Here is a 16,234-nt window from a genome sequence, read left to right as displayed (position 1 = left end):
AGGCTAAATGCCGGTATTTCCAGATCCGCTGAAGTTAGACAGGTCGCCAGCCAAGTTATTTGGCGTATTCAGGGGCGAGTTATTAAAGATTGAATTATTCACCGCCAAAACGCCACCTGATGCGATGAAAATCCCGCCGCCGCCCATACCAATATTGCTCGCCTGATTGCCAACAAAATTGGCGAAGTTGATATTGGATGTTCCAGCGTTGTACAAGCCGCCGCCCGACGAATTCTGGGCAACATTACCAGAAAATAGAATTCGCTGACTTGCGGTTCCCGTTACATTCAGGGTGCCACCAGAATCGTTGGAAACCCCGCCGCCAATGCTAGCCGCTGTGTTGTTCACAATTTGGCTACTGCCTTGGATGTTAACTATACCGCTCTGGTTGCTGATGCCGCCGCCCGCGCCGCTCGTCCCACTGCCAGCAGTATTATTCCTTACGATTGTGTTCAACAGCGTCGTTGTACCGCCTTGATTAAAGATGCCGCCGCCGAGCTGCGCCTGGTTATTCTCAACAATCAGGTTTTCCAGGTTCAGCGTACCGCCCAAGTTGGCAATCCCCCCCCCATTCGTTGTGCCTGCGCTCCCACCAGAAACCTTTAGTCCTTCAATCGTCGCCGTTATGCCCGCCTGAAGCGTAAAGATTCTAAAGTTGGTTGTCGAGTTTCGCGAAATAGTCAGCGTACCAGCACCAGGGCCGTCGATGGTCATGTTTCGCAATAGGTCAGGCAGCGCTGAGGTAAGCTGAATTGTGCCGCTCACTGATGGCGCAAAAGTGATCGTCGGGTTGGCAATGGAGTTGTTATTGTTCGCGGCAATAATCGCCTGGCGCAGCGACCCTGGCCCAGAGTCGTTCGTGTTAGTGACAATGCCATCATCGTTGAGAATCGTGCTGACCTGCGGGGTGACCGTGCCAGAGGTATAGCCCGGCCCGTTGACCAGCGTCAGGCTAATAGTTTCATTTGGCTCAATCGTGTCCAGATCTGCAACGGGCTTAATCCGCAAAACCGCCGTAGTCGCCCCAGGCGCAAACGTAATCGTACCCGCAGTGGGGTTAAAGCTGGCTGCGCCCTCGACAGTATAGTCATTACCCGCCGCGCCAAATACTGCCGTCCCGCCGACCGTGAAGCTCACCGTCAGTTCACGGCTCGTTGCGCCTACTCGCGTAAAAGTGTAGACAATTTCCTGTCCGCTGTCTTCCAAAACATTGTCGGGCGACACCGTTAGCGTCACGATTGCGTCGTCGTCTTCGATGATGCCGGAGACTGGTGTCGTGCTGACGGGTGTGTAGCCTGTCCCCGGTTGCAGGGTCAGCGTCACCAGTTCATTCGGCTCCAGATTGGAATCTGCAACGGGCTTCACGAGGATGGTCTTGGTCGATTCGCCTGCCGCAAACTGCACCGTTCCCCCCAGCGCCGTGTAGGTAAAGGTCGTGCCGACGGGCGCAGACACCGTGTAGTCGGTGCTGAAGGTGGCTGTGCCGCCCACGCCGAAGTTGACCGTAATCGGGCGATCGAGGAACGCTGTACGGGTGAAGGTAAAGACTAAATCATTGCCGCTATCTTCTAGCACGCTGCTGGGCGATACCGAAAGCTGGACGCTAGAATCATCGTTTTGAATCGTGCCCGTGGCTGTGCCCTGCGCCCCGACGATGTATCCGGTGCCAGCCGCAACCCCAACCACAACGGTTTCATTCGGCTCCACAACGTTGTCGCTGGTGGGGGTGACGGTGATCGTCTTGGTGGTTTCCCCGGCTGCGAAGCTGATGGTGCCTGTGCCGCCCGTGACCGTTGCGCCGGTAATCGTATAGTCCGAATTTGGCCCGCCCAAGGTTGCCGTGCCGCCGACCGTAAAGTTTACGGTGATTGCGTTGCCTGTGAATCCGGTGCGGGTGAAGGTGTAGACCATGCCTGTGCCGCTGTCTTCTAGCACAGTGTTTGGCACAACCGCGACGCTCACAGAACTGTCATCATTTAGGATGGTTCCCACCACGGGAGCCGTTGTGACTGGGGCATAGCCTGCGCCAGTGCGGAGCGTTAGGGCCACGGTTTCGTCAGGTTCCACCACGGTATCTGGATTGGGGCGAATGCGTAGAACCTTAGTGCTTTCCCCTGCCGCAAAGGTGATCGTGCCTGCCGATGCGCCATAGGTAAACGTAGTCCCTGGCGGCGCGTTCACGGTGTAGTCGCTCGTCGTACCGAAGCCCGCGGTGCCGCCCACTCCAAAGCTCACCGTGATGCTGCGGTTCAGGAACCCTGTCCGAGTGAAGGTGTAGACGATCTCGTTACCACTGTTTTCCAAGACGCTGGCAGGAGCGACAGACAGTGTGATTTGGCTTTCATCGTCGATGATGGTGCCCGTGGCGCTGTTGGCAGGAGCCAGACTATAGCCTGCACCAGGAGCCAGCGCCACGATGACCGTTTCGTTTGGCTCAACCAGGTTGTCGGCAATGGGGGTGACTCGGATCGTGGCGGTGCTGGCATTGGGGGCGAAGGTAATTGTGCCCGTATTGCCCGTGATGCTGGCTCCCGCTACGTTATAGTCACTGCCGCGCGTAGCAGTGCCGCCCAGGGTGAAGTTGACGGTCAGGGCGTTGCGGATGTAGGTGGTGCGGGTGAAGGTGTAGACCAAGGTGCCGCCGGTGTCCTCGACTACGTTGGCAGGTGAGACAGCAACGCTGACGGGCACGATGGGAATGGGCACGCTGACATTGAAACTGCCGAGCGTCGCCGGAGGGGCTGCGTTGCCGCTGGTGTCGAAGATTTGTCCGGCTTGCAGCGAAACCTGGTAGGTACCGTTGTCGTTGGCATCCCAAGTGCCGCCGGGGGCGGTGATTTGATAGGTCACGGTGCGGGAGGTGCCATTGCCGACGGGTGTAAAGCCGACCAACTGCGCCCCCTGGACAAAACCGTTGGGGCCCGTGACGAGCAGGTTGCCATTGCGGAAGCTGAGGCTATTGAGCTGAACTGCGTCGGCGTATTGAATGGTGAAGGTCTGGGTAGTTCCCCCCGCAACAGTGATATTGGGATTGGCGATGACTAGGTTGGCAGCGCTGGGCGGCGTGGTGTCGCGGGGGGGCAGCGGGAAGGCGACGACGTTGGTGCGGGTGAGGCGGCTGACGTTCACATTGCGAACAATAGCCAGAAATTCACCCGTCTGACGATTGCGAATGATGACGTTGTTGCGGTTGTTGCCTGTGCCCTGGACGATGCTGAGGTCGTTGAAGCGCAGTCCGCCTGCCAAACCGATGCGGTCTTGATTGGGGTTGAAATCCGTGATGACGTTGGCATTGTTTCGGCGACTACCGCCTGTGCCGCTGGCCAGGACAAACACGTCGCGACCGGCACCACCCGTCATCACATCGCGCCCGCCAGTGCCCGCGACCAGCGTATCGGCTCCTTGTCCACCATTTAGCCGATTGAGGCCGCTGTCGGCATAGATCAGGTCGTCGCCTTCGCCGCCGTTGAGAGTGTCATTGCCGATGCCGCCGGAGAGGGTGTCGTTGCCAGCGCCGCCGTCTATCAGGTCGTTGCCTGCATTGCCCTGGAGCAGGTCGTTACCGTTGCCACCGTTAATTTGGTCGTTGCCAGCAGCGCCAAGGAGGTAATCATCTCCATCCTCGCCAAAAATGAGATCAGCATCGGGAGTGCCAAGCAAAAAGTCCGGGCCGGGGGTTCCAATCAGAGTAGCCATTAACTGTTTTCCTAACGAACTTGAACAGCGGGAGGAAGTACGGAGGGGGAAAAGGGATTCTGTGTTGCCAGATTGGGAATTTCGGAGTTTTTTCGGAGTTCTATTTCATGCTTCTGAGAGCATTTCTGAGAACTCCTGGGAAGGCCGAGAAAGGGAGTCGGGACATGACCTTGCTAGAAGGCTGAACCCGATATCTCCTGATATCTAACGTCTGAAACAAAAGTGATAAAGCAAGGTTGCCCAATCTGGAGCGCTGAAATTAACATCTCAATCGATTAATTCGACCGATTAATTCGACTAACCCAGTGTCCTTTTTGACATAAAACTGAATCCGTAGGCGATCGCCCTATAATTTGCCCTCAGAGAAAGCGTAAAGGCGGCTTTAGAGCCGGAGTTTGGCGTGTGGATAAGTCATCTGAAAAACCGTGCTGTGTCCGCACAAGTCGCGCTGAAGCCTGCTTTTCAGAGCGCTGCAAAAATTGCTCTGAAAAACGGCTTAATGATAGCAACCCCTGTTTCAGTCAGGACAATTTTTTTTGAGCCTGAAGCTGGGATTGGAACTTAATGCGTCTCCCTCTCAAATAGGGGCTTCAAGCTCAAAGGTGGGCTGGGGTGTGGTTTTGCCTTTGAGAAACAAATCACCGATGGGCGTGCAGGGATAGTGGGGGGCGATCGCCCGATACACCGATTCCGTCAGCAAAATTTGTCCACTGCTGGCAAGGGTCATCAGGCGGGCAGCCGTGTTCACGGGGTCCCCCAGGATATTAAACTCGCGGCGGGCACGGGGCGAGCCGATTTCGGCGGCAAACACTGGGCCCTGGTCGAGGCCGATGCGACAGGCGATATCCACAGGCTGACTCGCAGACCGTGGTGGTGCAAGCTGGCGGACGATTTGGCGAACCTCCAGAGCCATATCTGCTGCCCGCAGCGCATCTTCGGGGTGGCTGCCCAGCGCTCCGAAGTAGACCAGCATGTCGGAACCGAGGGAATGATAGGTCACCTTTTGCAAAATGCCGCCGCGCGATCGCACGCTGGCATGGATCAGCGCAAACGCCTGCGAATAGCGGCGCACCAGCAGATCCACTTCGTCAGGCGAGGCTAGGTCTACGGCTTCCGGCAGCCCCATCAGGTTGATAAAGACCACCGTTGGAGTTGGGAAGGCCGGCGGGATCTGACGCTGAGCAGCGCATTCCACCAGCAGGTTCAAAATCGGCGCGGGCAAGTAGCTGACCAGCGGCTCTACCAGACCTACCGACTTCTGAATTTCCTCACTCAGGCCGGAGATGCTGCGATCCATCAGCATTGATGAAGCCATGCGGCGACGGGGCAGCGTGATGTCATATTCTCCCAGTTCCTCCGGGCTGAGCTGGTCAATCACCAGGCTGTGCTGGGCATCCAGCGGCTGGAGCGGAAATTCATTCCCCAGGCGATCGCCCACTTCCCGACTCACGCACACCCGCCCCACAGCGCTAGCCGACTCTGCCCGCTTCGCCTGCTGCACCGTCTTTCCCAGCAGCACCCGCCCCATTCGCTCCGGCGTGCCAATATCCGCCGTCAGAAACCGTCCAGAGTGGATGCCCACCCGCATCTCCAGCGAAAACTGACCCTGGGGCATGTCCAGCGCGGTGAATTGAGCCATCGCCCGCTGCATTCGCAGGCCTGCCCGCACCGCCTGCGCCGCATCGCTGCCATCTCGCCCTGGCAAAAACTGCACCAGCATGGCATCGCCCGTAAACTCCAGCAGGTCGCCCCCCGACTTGCTGATAATTTCAATCATGCTGGAGAAATACTGGTTAATCAGCGTCAACAGCGCCGCCGCGCCCTCCTGACCTGCATCCGCATTTGCCTCTAGCAGGGGCGTGAAGCCCGCCAAATCGGTAAACAGCAGCGTCCCCTCCTGCCAGCCATAGCGCAGTTCTCCGGGCAGGGGCGGCGCTTCGGACACCTGGCGGGGCATGTAGTCATGCAACACCTGCTGCATCGTGCGTAGGTGCTGAAACACCTGCATCAGCGTGTCGGCAGTGGGATCGACCCACAGCGCGGCATAGAGGCTGGCAGGCAGAAGCGGGCGCATTCGCTGCTCTAGGTCAACCAGCGGCTTTGGGAGTGAGTCGGGCGAAGAAGGAGACAGCATCAGCGGCTAACGAAATAGGCCCAACCTAGACGAGGCGCACCCCTTGAGAGGACGCAACAATGAGAGGCGTAAAACTTGAGGGATGCAAAAATTTTCTAACCCTGAGAAAAACATAGGCGAAATTGGCGAGAAATTGGTGGCAAATTTGCAGCGCGTGGCTTGGACGATTGCGCGATTTTGGAGTACAGTTAAAGACTGTGAGTAAGTCAGCAGTGATCCCTCATGCTGATTTGCCCGTTCCCCCCACGCGGATGTGGCGGAATTGGTATACGCGCACGTTTGAGGGGCGTGTGGCTTTGCCTTGCGAGTTCGAGTCTCGCCATCCGCATTGAGTCTAGTGTATTGCTCCATTCATCCTTCTACGCTAGGTCGAGGGCAACCTCAGGCTAGTTTGAGGGGGAAGACTGTGAGTGGATGTCGTGCTGAGCAATGTTCGCGGGCGATCGCCCAATACACGACCGCACAGTTGTAGTAAGAAGCAGCTTTTTCGTAGGTCATGCCGAGTTTTTGCATGACGCGCTGCGAAGCCAGGTTTTCGGGACGGGCGATCGCCACAATCCGCTCTAGCCCTAAGGTATCAAACCCAAACTGGAGGCAGACCCGCGCCGCCTCGGTGGCCAACCCACATCCCCAAAAGGAGCAATCCAGCACATACCCCACTTCGATTTCCGGCGTGCTGTCTAGATGAATCAGCCCCGCTCGTCCGACAAAAGCACCCGTCTCCTTTTCCACCAGCTTCCACATGCCAAAGCCGTGCGCCTGCCAATGCGCTATCATGCGGTGCAGCCCGGTTTCCGTTTCCTTTCGCGTGCGAACGCCGTGCCCGACGTAGCGCATCACGTCTGGATTGGCACATAGCGCCGCCAGCACGTCGAGGTCGCCGGGCTGAAACGGTCGCAGATAGAGGCGCTTGGTTTCCAGGTGGGGTGCGATGTGAAACATGGGTGTTAATCGGGTTGCTGGTTCGGGTTGCTAGGAACGTCATAGCCCAACAGTGGTATGAATCAGCGTTTGCAGGCAGGCTCCAGCCCTATTTGCAATGGATTCACTCTGGCAGCCGGGAGCCGCGCCCGCTGCATCTGGCGCTCGATCGCCAGGTGTTTCGCGCTAATGAGCTGCCGATTCATCCGCCAGAGGGCTACGGCTGTCGCTGTCGCACCATTTCCCTGACGGAGCGGCAGCTCCAACAGCGCGGGCTGACGGTGAGTGAGCTGAAGCGCGGCGACACTGCCGAGGTGGAAATTGACGGGCAAACCTATCGCCCGGTGATTGTGCCTAGCGAGGGCTGGAGTGCTGACCCGCCAGGGCAGGGCGGCGCGGCACGGCGGGAGGAGATTTTGCAGCGGATTATCGACCGTAGCCCGGAGCCAATTGCAACCCAAATCAGGGCAGAGGCAGAGCGGATTAATCAGCGGTTTGCAGAGCGAGAAGCAGGGACTCTAAGAACGGGCGCAGGTGGAAGCTGGCGAGTCTTTGATGAGCGGGCAGATCGCGCCGTTCCAAAGCAGTTCAACGACAACGCCTGTGCTGCTGCCTGTGGTGAAATGCTCTTAGCCGATCGCGGCATTTCTCGGAGCCAGAGGGCGATCGCCGAACTGGTTGGAGGTGTGCCGATTACCGACGCAGACCTTGGCTTTGTGCTTGACCAGCTTGACCAGAGCAGGCAGTGGAGCGGTGGAGAAGTGCGCCTGCCCGATGGAGCAACCACCCAGCAGCTCGTTGAGACGCTCAACAGTACCGGAAGCTGGGCTGCAATTTTGTGGGAGCCTGGCAGCTCAATCGGGCATATGGTGATCGTTGATGGATTCGACCCGGATGGGAGACTGCTGATTCGAGATCCGTGGGGGCGAAGTGCCAGGGCTAGAGCTGGCAGCCGCTATAAAATGGAAGTATCAGAGTTCGAGCGAGTTTGGACAGAAAGGGCGGTGCTAGGCAGATGATTGAGCTTCTATCTGTAACCCCAAATGAGAGCGGCTTTGAAGCCCTGATTTCAGACGGCGGGACTCAAAATTCCTACCAGTTCTCTGTGGAAGAAATCGACCTGAACGGTCAGGCCCTGCAACTCATCCGCTCCGACAAATCCCTTTTTGAGAAGTACAAGTTTGAGCAAGGCCCATACTTTCGCGCTGGGCAAGCTGTAAAACGAGTCATCGCAGGCGAAGAGGTGACTTTCCCGGTGAAGCTGGATGGCTAACCTCGAAGTCAACCTCGATCGCCTCACCAGCGACACCATCCTCAGAGCAGCAGCCCTGCGGCTCGATCGCCCTGCCAAAACCACCATCTATCGCGCCTGGGCAAACTACCTCGAAGGCGAAATCGTCAGCGCCTTTGCCGCAGAGCGCGCCCCCAACGGGCAACCCTGGGCAGCACTCAAGCCCGCCACCGTGGCCCGCAAGCGCAACCGCAAGACCAGCCCCCGCAGCAAAAACAAAATCCTGCAAGACACGGGCACGCTCGTTGCTAGTTCGGATTGATAGGAACGTTACAGCGCAGCCGTGGTGTGGATTAGCGTTTGCAGGCAGGCGGCGGCAGTGGTGCGAACTGGTGTTGCCGAGGCAGGCTGCCACCAGCCCATCGCGGTGTGGGGCGATCGCCACAGATCCAGATGCGCCACGGCGGGTTCTGCATAAAAGCGGCTTCCCCTGGCGCTCACCGCTGGCCCATCTAGCAAGGCCGAACTCCAGTCGGTAAAGCGATCGTGGCTGAGTCGATGGATGGGGAAAGGTCCGCTCAGGGGCACACCCCAGCCGTCTAGCGCAATCAGCCCCAGCACGGTTCCGCCGAGCGCTTTCCAGAGGGGGGCGATCGCCGCCAACCCTACCACACCCGCGCTAAAGCCGAGAAACAAGACTGGCGGGGCGGCCCAGGGTGCGCCCAGCCGATGCTGCAACACCCTCAGCCCGTGCAGCGGCGAATAAACTGGCTGGCGATCGCCCGGTATGATGCAAATTTGCACCGTGTTCGCTCGATCCAGGGCCACTGCCGTCAGAAAACATTCTGTAAGCTGGGGCGAATGCACCCCCGGACACACCACCAGTACCGTCGCCAAGTCTCTGCCCTCTATACTTTTCAGGACTTACGCACTTGCAATAACTTGCAATCAGTTGGATTTTGGAGAATTTCTTGTGGACTGCGCCCGCGAGAAGTCTTGCAACTGCATCAGTCCTCCGTTCGTGTCCCAGCTTGAGGGCATCGCCTCTAATTCCAATCATAGGGCGGGCATTGCGACCCTAGAGTTCGGTTCTAGAGCTAGGCTCTCTGGAGGTTTGTCGATATCGTCTTATATAGGAGCATAAGGTGATAGGTGATAAGGCGCGATCGCCGTGCATTAGCCAGGACTGTGCCAGGTAAATGTGCCAGGGCTGAATGCCTGTGGGTATACTGCCTCTGTAGAACCTCTCTAAGGGCAATGGCAGCCGCGTTTTACCTCACTGCTCTGCACTCATCGATATTGGAACCGTTTGTTTCCAGGACGCGCAGCCGTGCATAAGTGGTATCTACCCACCCTCAGTGAAGTCGTTGCCCAGGCAGAAAGCCCGGTGCGGCAGCCTGGCCCTGTGGCCCGGCAGCAGCTTAAGGCTGAGCGTGAATGGTGGGGGGCGATCGCCGCGCTGAACCATCTGCTCCTGGAAACACTGCCCACCGACCCCAAGCCTCGCTCCCTTAAAGCAAAAGCCCAGGCTTTGGTGCTATCGGGGCCGCTGCCCGTGCTAGAAGCGCCCGATGTGGTCGCACGAGTTGCCACCTGGAATTTCACGGTAAATGCGCTAGAAACTGCGTCATGGCTGCCGTTTCGGCTGTTGCCCGCGGCCCAGCACAACGCCCCGCACGGCTCTACGGCCGCCACGGTGCCCCTCATGCCCAATGATCCGCTGGCGGCGGAGCAGTTTTGTCTGGTGCTAACGCCGACCTTTGGGCTGGTCATGGTGCTGGGGGAAGATCTGGAAGGCACGCCTGCGTTTATGCTGTCCTTTGACCCGGTGGTGGTACGGGCGGCGTGGCAGGCGCTGCGGGCGCGGCTGCTGTTTGCAGGGGCGGGGATCTTGGGACAGATCGAGCCACTGGTTATCCAGTTCATGCCGCTTGATCCCAATCGTCCCGACGATCGCCCCACCGCATTGCCCGACTATCGACTGGTTTCCCGGTTCAATCGGCTGATGCTCGACTTTTTGCCAGAGCCGCTGGAGTGGGAAGCCCATCCCAACTCGCTGCCGACTGTGGGCGATCGCCCCAGCGTCCCAGAAGAAGCGGCCGAGGCCGTTGAGGTGTCGCCCTTGCACTGGCTCCACGATGGCGAGGCGATCGCCCTGGGCTTGCAGCAGTCAAGCTCGACCAATGGCAACAACGCCAGCCGCAAGGGCCAGGCAGAGGCAGATGATCTGCTGAGCGCCAAGAGCGAACACCTGGATATGGAACTCTTGCAGGCGATCGCCCACGAAGTCCGCACCCCGCTAACCACCATCCGCACCCTGACGCGGCTCCTGCTCAAGCGCAAAGACCTCAGCCCCGACGTGCTAAAGCGCCTGCAAGTCATCGACCAGGAATGCACCGAACAAATCGATCGGTTTAACCTGATTTTCCGAGCCGCAGAACTGGAGACGGCTCCGGTCAAGCATCCGCTGATGCCGCTGGCCCCGGTGTCTCTGGCGCAGGTGTTCGAGCAAAACGTGTCTCGGTGGAAGCAACTGGCCAGCCAGCGCAGTTTAGAACTCAAGGTCGAACTGCCGCAAAAACTGCCGAACGTCGTCACCGACCCCAACCTGTTTGATCAGGTGTTGACAGGGCTGATCGACCGACTCACGCAGACCCTTGCGCCAGGGAGCGAAATTCGCCTCCAAGTGGAGCTAGCCGGACACCAGCTCAAGCTCCAATTTGAGGCAGAACAGCCAGCGGCTGACCCAACCGGAACCAATCTGGGCTTTGTGCCACCGCTAAAATCGCTGGGGCAACTGCTGATGTTCCAGCCCGAAACCGGCAGCCTCAGCCTCAGTTTGGCAGTAACTAAAAATCTGTTTCAGGCGCTAGGCGGCAAGCTGATTGTGAAACAAAGACCCCAGCGAGGCGAAGTGCTGACGGTGTTTCTGCCGCTGGAGTCGAGGTAGCCAAAAGCCCGGAATAGCTAAAAGCTCGATAAAGCCGTGGATTTACAATCCAAAATCGGCAATCTAAAATCCACAATCGCCATAATCCAGCGAACCCCATGAGAGGTTGGCAATAAAGAGGTTGGCAACAAAAAGAGGGACGCGCCGTTGGCACATCCCCTCAGGGAGTCAAGATATATATCCACAGTATTTAACTTGATCCAGGGGTGTCCTCTGTCTCAGGAGGTAAATATGAGGAGCCGCTTTCCAGGAGCCTGCTTTCTAAATTGAAAACAGGGGCTAAAGCCGGATGTGCTTTAGTCCACTGCGGGGGTCAAACGTGCGGATATTGCGGATTTTTTCGTAGTATTCGCGCTCAGTGGGGCTGAGATCTTTGGGCGGCACAATGACAATTTTTACCAATTGATCGCCGCGACCACCCTTGGGATTCACCCAGCCTTTGCCGCGCAGCCGCAGCGTTTGTCCGGAGCGGATTCCGGCGGGCACATTCATGGTCACAAGTCCATCAGGCGTGGGCACGTCGATAGCGGTTCCCAGCACAGCTTCATCAGGGGCGATCGCCACTTCGCACACCAAGTTGTCCTCTTCAAATCGGAAAAACGGATGGGGCTGAATATCAATCTTGAGATACAAATCCCCCCGCTGACGGGTATAGGGATTCATCTGTCCTTTGCCGCGCACGCGAATCTTGCTGCCCGGTTTGGCTCCGGCTGGAATCCGCACCTCAATTTCTTCGTTGCCCAAAATTAGGCGCTTTTGCACACCCTTAAACGCTTCCGAAAGGGTCATGCTGAGGTTGGCTTCTAGATCGCCGCCCGCGCTGGTCGGAGGTTCGCCAAAGCCACCAAAACCACCGAACCCACCTGGGGGAGTCCCCGGACGATAACCATAGCTGCGATCGCCACCTGGAACGCCGCCCGCAAACCGGCCCAGCAGCTCATTGATAAAGTCATCGAAGCTGCCGTATTGGCTAAAGTCAAATCCGCCAAAGTCGCCCGGAGCGCCGCCGCCAAAGCCTTCTGCCTGTTTCCAATATTGCCCAAACTGGTCATATTTGCGGCGCTTGTCTGGGTCAGACAGCACTTCGTAGGCTTCGTTGATTTCCTTAAAGCGAGCTTCTGCGGCCGCGTTGCCGGGATTCATGTCTGGGTGATATTGCCGCGCCAGTTTGCGATAGGCCTGCTTAAGCTCGTCGGCGCTGGCGCTTTTGCTGATTCCAAGGATGGCATAGTAGTCTTTGAAGTCCTGAGCAGCCATCGGGTCATCACCTACTCTGAATTGACTGAATTGCTTGAATTGACTGAATTACTTGAATTGCTTAAATGGCTCAGATTCCTCGAATCAATCGAGTTGCTTGAGTTAATGGGGTAGGGGTACTGATTTGGGTGGCCTACAGTACGCCTAATCCAACCCTACCAAAGCTTCAAGAGAATTGGGGGTGTGGTTTCCCAAACCGAGCCGAATCCCAGGTTGTGGGGTCTGGAGAAAAGTTCGGGGGCAGGTGAATCAGGGTATCGAAGCCGTCGCTGAGGCTGGGTGGGGCTGCGGAGAGGCGGCGATGCATCTGCTCGATGATGGCTTCAGGAACCTGGCGATCGCGCTGGCGGTTTCGCTCCAAACACAGGTTCAGCGGCACATCTAGCCATAGGCCCGTGATGTGTGAAAAGCCACAGCGCTGCCCCAGTTGCACGACCTCCCGCCGCTGCCGCCGTGCTGCATTGGTCGCGTCGTAGAGCGTATGAGAGATTTCGTGAGACGGGGTGTGCGTAAGCGGCTTTGCAGCGTCAGACCGTCGCTTCAGCACGATTTGATCTGGACGAACGCCCGTCGCCGCTCGAAAAGCCTGCTCGACTTCCTGCCAGATCAGCGGCCAGGGGCCCTGCGTCGCCTCGTCGCCAAACAGTTGTCCCCGAATCGTGTCTGTAGACACTAGCCGACAGCCATAGTTATTGACTAAAACCTTCGCCAGCGTGGACTTTCCGCTTCCCGGCAGACCAATCAGAACAATCAGATGGCAAACCGTTGGCGTTGGGGCAGCAGTGCGTTGATCCACAGCAGCAGACTCTTGCCCTCCAGAACCAAACCCTGTCCTCAGTTCTAAACCTTTAAATCACGTAAATCACGGTTCTAGATCACGGTTCCATCCGGAATCGTTGCCCCCTTGAGAACCACCACGATTCCGTTGCGGATATAGAAGCCGTATTCTTCGCGGGCGGCTTCTTCAATGTGATCCTTATTCAAAATCTTGACATCGCAGCCGATGCAGGCGTTCTTGTCAATAATCGCCCCACGAATCGTAGTGTTTGCGCCAATGCCGAGGGGCACTTTGCCGTCGTCGCAATTGTTCGAGCGCTCGGCCAGGGGTTGATAAAAGTCTGACCCCATGATCAGCGTGTCTTGCACCACGCACCCCGACTCGATGCGTGTGCGGATGCCCAGAACAGAGTGATGCACCTGACAGTTTTTCAGAATGCAGCCTTCGCCGATCATCGACTCGGTAATGGTGCAGTCGAGCAGCTTGCTGGGTGGGAGCGATCGCCCACGGGTATAGATAGGAGCCTTTTCGTCGTAGAAGCTAAACGGCGGCTGCGGCTGCTGCGTTAGCGCCAGGTTGGCATCGTAGAACGAGCGGATTGTCCCAATGTCTTCCCAGTAGCCGTTGAAGAGATAGGCTTGCAGGTTGTAATCCTTGGCAGAGGAGGGAATGATTTCTTTGCCAAAATCGGTCTGTTCGGGCGATCGCCGCAGTAGGTCAAACATCACCTGCTTTTCAAACACGTAGATGCCCATCGACGCAATGTAGGGCTTGAGCTTCGCCTCTTCGGGTGTCAGCCCCAACACAGTGGTATCCACCTGCATCTGCTTCAGAGCCTCGCCCTTGGGCTTCTCGTAAAAGTCAATGATGCGTCCATCCTCATTGATCTTCATCAGACCAAAGTCTGAGGCCCGCTCATTGTCCATCGGCAGCACCGAAATCGTGATGTCGGCCTTGGTTTCGCGGTGGCGCTCCACAAAATCGCTATAGTCCATGCGATAGAGGTGGTCGCCCGACAAGATTAAATACTGGTCTACATCGTAGTCCTGGAACATCCAGAGATATTGCCGCACCGCGTCAGCCGTGCCCTGAAACCAGTTGGGATTTTCAGGAGTTTGCTGTGCTGCCAGCACCTCCACAAACCCTTCGTGGAAGCCGGAAAAACTGTAGGTACGAGAGATGTGACGATTGAGCGACGCTGAATTGAATTGCGTCAGAACGAAGATCTTGTAGATATCGGAATTAATACAGTTGCTAACCGGAATATCAATCAAGCGATACTTGCCCGCCAGCGGCACGGCTGGCTTGGCTCTTAGCTTTGTGAGTGGATACAGGCGGGTGCCCGCGCCGCCGCCCAAAATAATCGCTAATACCCTTTTCACAATGACCTCTTAACCGCCGTTTAACGCCTGTTTGATCCCCACGTTTAGTGTGATGCGACATGTGATCCTTTGCAAGGGGATCGGGGTAAAGAATCGAGACTTTTTTATCCTCCAAAAGGCGGATGTTTGGGAAAAAATAGTGCCAAAAAAATAATTGACCTCAAATCTGTTCAGAGAGCCGCCGTGAGGGAACCTAGGTCAAATGACGGTTCTCAGCAAGAAGGGCAGGATCGCTTCATTCACCTTGTCGAACCAGTCGATTTGCGGATAGTGCCCCACGTCCGGCAGTTGGATCAGTTCTGCTTCGGGAGTGGCTTGCACAAATGCCTCGGCTAGGCTGAGGGGCAGCCAGCGATCGCGCATTCCCCAGCCCACCAAAACGGGCTTCGTCCAGGCTTGAAACCCCTGCTCAATCTCAGCGGTGGACTGAGCCAGGCGCAGGTTCTGCACGGCGGCAAACAGGGCCCGACCCGCATCCGAGCTTTTCAAAAAAGGGCGGCGATAGACATCCAAATCTTCGTCTTTGACCACGTAGCCGCCGCCGCCTTCGAGCGTCCGATCCACCAACAGCGGGTCTTGGGTGAACATTTCGCCCGCCAGCGGTAGCCCCAACTGCTGCATCTTCCAAGGGAGTTTGGCGCGACTCGTCACCGGAGCATTCAAGATAACCATCCGCTCGATCTGGTCGGGATGGCGCAGGGCATATTGCAGCCCCACGGAGCCGATAAAACCTTGCACAATCAGCGAGCATCGATCAATTCCCAGTTCAGCCAGAAACGTTTCTAGCGCGGTGATGTAAGCATCGGGCGTATACGCAAAGGTGCGGCGGTCAGGTTTTGCTGAGGAGCCAAAGCCAATCCAGTCGGGGGCGATCGCCCCAAATCCCCGCTCCTCCAGCGCCGACATCACGCCGCGCCAGCTATAGCCCGTCGCAGGCAGCCCGTGCAGCAGCACAACAGGCACCCGGTGGCTCGCTGCATCTCCTTCTACTGCTCGATAAAACCATTCGAGTTGCCCACAGGGGAGCGTTTTCTCCTGCACCGCCATGACGTTCTCCTTCGTTCCAGAACAGCAGGTGGGATGAGCTTACCGCTGCGGGGGATCAGAGGACAAGCGAAAGCCACAGGAGACCCAGAGCAAACGCATCCTATGGCGACCAAAGCCCTTGCCCGCTGGAACCAACAGTGGCTAGACGCCTATTCGGTATGGCTCCTGTTGCTGAGATAGGCTTTGCACTTGGAATTTGCGCTTGGGATTGGCGATTTTAGGCAGGCGACTGCCTTAGAGCAGCATAGAACAACTTCTACCTCTCTCCCCTCCTCGCATCCTGAGTAGGTGTTTGCCCTGCCCTATCACCCATTAGCATCTGGTCGTTTGCGAGAAGGATGTTAAACTGTAGACTGATGTAGCGCTAAAGGGTTGCAAGCCGTTGAAACTCCTTTCTGCTGGAAGTCGCCTCTGGCTTCTCTTCTGGTACTTGGGAATGAATCTACAGCGAATTCGGCTTTCCGATCCTGCATTGTCCTGGGCAGACCGCTGCGAAGGGCCTAGTATGCGCTGATCGACCTGCAACTTTAGGTTTGTTTTTATCCATCTGCCTGGAGCCTCCCAGATTGGGTTCGGCTTCTTACAGAAGGGTGAGCAAACTGGGTCGATCTGCACTCTACATCGAAGTTTTTGAACGGTTAATCGCTGGATTTCGCCAAACAGGCGATCGCGCTGCTTCTTCCACGAAGCAGTCGATCCACTTGCGGCAATGCGACAGGGTTTCAGGCGATCTGCTCAGGCAACGGGGGCATCCGGTTCTGAAAGGCTTATGCCAGTGCCGCTGACAGTGCCCCTGACGCGGTTGCAATCTGTTCGAGATTCCCTGTTTTGCGGAACC

At 57.2% G+C, this 16,234-nt stretch carries 12 protein-coding genes and 1 tRNA gene; 5 read left to right on the top strand and 8 right to left on the bottom strand.

The window, feature by feature from the left end:
- Positions 1-3 precede the first annotated feature (3 nt).
- Entirely contained in the window at positions 4-3,696 is a 3,693-nt protein-coding gene (locus IGS16_RS14370; protein WP_297086539.1) for a Calx-beta domain-containing protein, read from the bottom strand.
- A gap of 577 nt (positions 3,697-4,273) precedes the next feature.
- A complete protein-coding gene (locus IGS16_RS14365; RefSeq protein ID WP_297086537.1) occupies positions 4,274-5,830 on the bottom strand; it encodes an adenylate/guanylate cyclase domain-containing protein in 1,557 nt (518 codons plus the stop codon).
- 247 nt (positions 5,831-6,077) lie between these two features.
- Between IGS16_RS14365 and IGS16_RS14360 the strand changes: the two genes are divergently transcribed.
- A tRNA-Leu gene (locus tag IGS16_RS14360) sits at positions 6,078-6,158 on the top strand.
- A gap of 53 nt (positions 6,159-6,211) precedes the next feature.
- Here IGS16_RS14360 and IGS16_RS14355 read toward each other — a convergent pair.
- Positions 6,212-6,772, bottom strand: coding sequence for a GNAT family N-acetyltransferase (locus IGS16_RS14355; RefSeq protein WP_297086535.1), 561 nt, complete (start codon positions 6,770-6,772; stop codon positions 6,212-6,214).
- Positions 6,773-6,864: 92 nt separating this feature from the next.
- Here IGS16_RS14355 and IGS16_RS14350 point away from each other — a divergent pair, with 92 nt between their 5' ends.
- From IGS16_RS14350 to IGS16_RS14340, 3 genes are read left to right on the top strand one after another with little or no spacing between them, the layout of a single operon-like run.
- A complete protein-coding gene (locus tag IGS16_RS14350) occupies positions 6,865-7,770 on the top strand; it encodes a papain-like cysteine protease family protein (protein WP_297086533.1) in 906 nt (301 codons plus the stop codon).
- The gene (locus IGS16_RS14345; RefSeq protein ID WP_297086531.1) at positions 7,767-8,024 is read left to right on the top strand and encodes a hypothetical protein; all 258 of its coding nucleotides are present in this window, start codon (positions 7,767-7,769) and stop codon (positions 8,022-8,024) included. Before IGS16_RS14350 ends, IGS16_RS14345 begins: the two co-directional genes overlap by 4 nt.
- Positions 8,017-8,304 (top strand): phage virion morphogenesis protein, encoded by a 288-nt coding sequence (locus IGS16_RS14340; protein ID WP_297086529.1) that lies wholly within the window; start codon positions 8,017-8,019, stop codon positions 8,302-8,304. Before IGS16_RS14345 ends, IGS16_RS14340 begins: the two co-directional genes overlap by 8 nt.
- An 8-nt stretch (positions 8,305-8,312) precedes the next feature.
- Here IGS16_RS14340 and IGS16_RS14335 read toward each other — a convergent pair whose 3' ends face one another.
- Complete coding sequence (locus IGS16_RS14335) at positions 8,313-8,879, bottom strand: hypothetical protein (protein ID WP_297086527.1); 567 nt, start codon at positions 8,877-8,879, stop codon at positions 8,313-8,315.
- 433 nt (positions 8,880-9,312) lie between these two features.
- Between IGS16_RS14335 and IGS16_RS14330 the strand changes: the two genes are divergently transcribed.
- Positions 9,313-10,932 (top strand): HAMP domain-containing sensor histidine kinase, encoded by a 1,620-nt coding sequence (locus IGS16_RS14330; RefSeq protein WP_297086524.1) that lies wholly within the window; start codon positions 9,313-9,315, stop codon positions 10,930-10,932.
- 279 nt (positions 10,933-11,211) lie between these two features.
- On the opposite strand, the gene IGS16_RS14325 is transcribed toward IGS16_RS14330, so the two are convergent.
- From IGS16_RS14325 to IGS16_RS14310, 4 genes are all read right to left on the bottom strand, one after another.
- Positions 11,212-12,189 (bottom strand): DnaJ C-terminal domain-containing protein, encoded by a 978-nt coding sequence (locus IGS16_RS14325; protein ID WP_297086522.1) that lies wholly within the window; start codon positions 12,187-12,189, stop codon positions 11,212-11,214.
- Between the two features lie 166 nt (positions 12,190-12,355).
- Entirely contained in the window at positions 12,356-12,985 is a 630-nt protein-coding gene (locus IGS16_RS14320; RefSeq protein WP_297086520.1) for an AAA family ATPase, read from the bottom strand.
- A gap of 74 nt (positions 12,986-13,059) precedes the next feature.
- Complete coding sequence (locus IGS16_RS14315) at positions 13,060-14,349, bottom strand: glucose-1-phosphate adenylyltransferase (protein WP_068514457.1); 1,290 nt, start codon at positions 14,347-14,349, stop codon at positions 13,060-13,062.
- A 198-nt stretch (positions 14,350-14,547) separates the two neighbouring features.
- Complete coding sequence (locus IGS16_RS14310; RefSeq protein WP_297086517.1) at positions 14,548-15,396, bottom strand: alpha/beta fold hydrolase; 849 nt, start codon at positions 15,394-15,396, stop codon at positions 14,548-14,550.
- Between the last annotated feature and the right edge of the window lie 838 nt (positions 15,397-16,234).

Source organism: Thermoleptolyngbya sp. C42_A2020_037 (assembly GCF_015272455.1).
Taxonomy (GTDB): Bacteria; Cyanobacteriota; Cyanobacteriia; order Elainellales; family Elainellaceae; genus Thermoleptolyngbya.
The sequence above is the reverse complement of the archived record's forward strand: the minus strand, read 5'-3'. Positions and strand labels throughout refer to the sequence as shown.